Source organism: Bartonella sp. LB28NMGDW, assembly GCF_042194435.1.
GTDB lineage: Bacteria > Pseudomonadota > Alphaproteobacteria > Rhizobiales > Rhizobiaceae > Bartonella > Bartonella grahamii.
On sequence record NZ_JBHIMX010000125.1, the window covers coordinates 1 to 805 of the forward strand.

Consider the following 805-nt stretch of genomic DNA (forward strand, 5'->3'; position numbering starts at 1 on the left):
TCTATTCTCAAAATCATCAGAAAATTTCACTACTTTGCTGTTTTTTCGGATCCTTTTAAATACGATTTCATGACTGATGCTCCCGAAAAAAGCTCTATTTCTGATCCATAAGTGTCTTTAAGCGTAGATCGCTGTTGGGGGTATGCTAAATCTTTCTGAAAGCTTATTTGCGAAATTGTTTGATGATGATTTATAGCATGCGGTTGCATATAGTTTTTCCGTTTCTAATTTTTTGTGTTTCTTAATTACCAATCCATATTCTGGATGCGTAATCCAATTATCCCAAGCGCTTTGCCAATCGCGTTCATTTGCATTTCGACATGGGTTGGATTTTGAAAAGCGTACAAATTTTTCAAATTCTGATAAGGCTTCATCATGCGTTAATCCTTGTTCAGTTGCGTATTGAAAATCGGGTTTGAAATCTTCTAGTATTCTTTCAACTTCTTGTTTTTCGCTTGTTTTCTTAGTTTCTTCAAAAAAGTTTGCTTTCTCTGGAAAATAAGCAGGCATCATCGTGTCAAAGATTTCTGAAAGTTTTTTTCCAACCTTTTTAACTTTTCGTGAAGGCAATTTCGCAATCATCGCTTCGTTAATTTGCCATCGGTTGTTAACTTCGTTTGAAAGATTGATATTTTGCTCGCGAATGATTGGTTGTTTGGTTTCTATCGTTTTGATTTGTTCTGATTGGCTTTCAACATCACACTCGATTGGCTCGTCAACCAAATCGTTTGTTTCTAAATTTTCAAAATCAATTTCTCTTTTTGATAAAATAATATTTTTATTTTTTTTGTTATTGTTAATGTTA

1 pseudogene is annotated in these 805 nt (G+C 33.3%); it reads right to left on the minus strand.

Annotated features, from left to right (window positions below):
- Positions 1-117: 117 nt before the first annotated feature.
- Positions 118-805: pseudogene (locus ACFIKG_RS09575) on the minus strand (hypothetical protein); the annotation flags it as partial.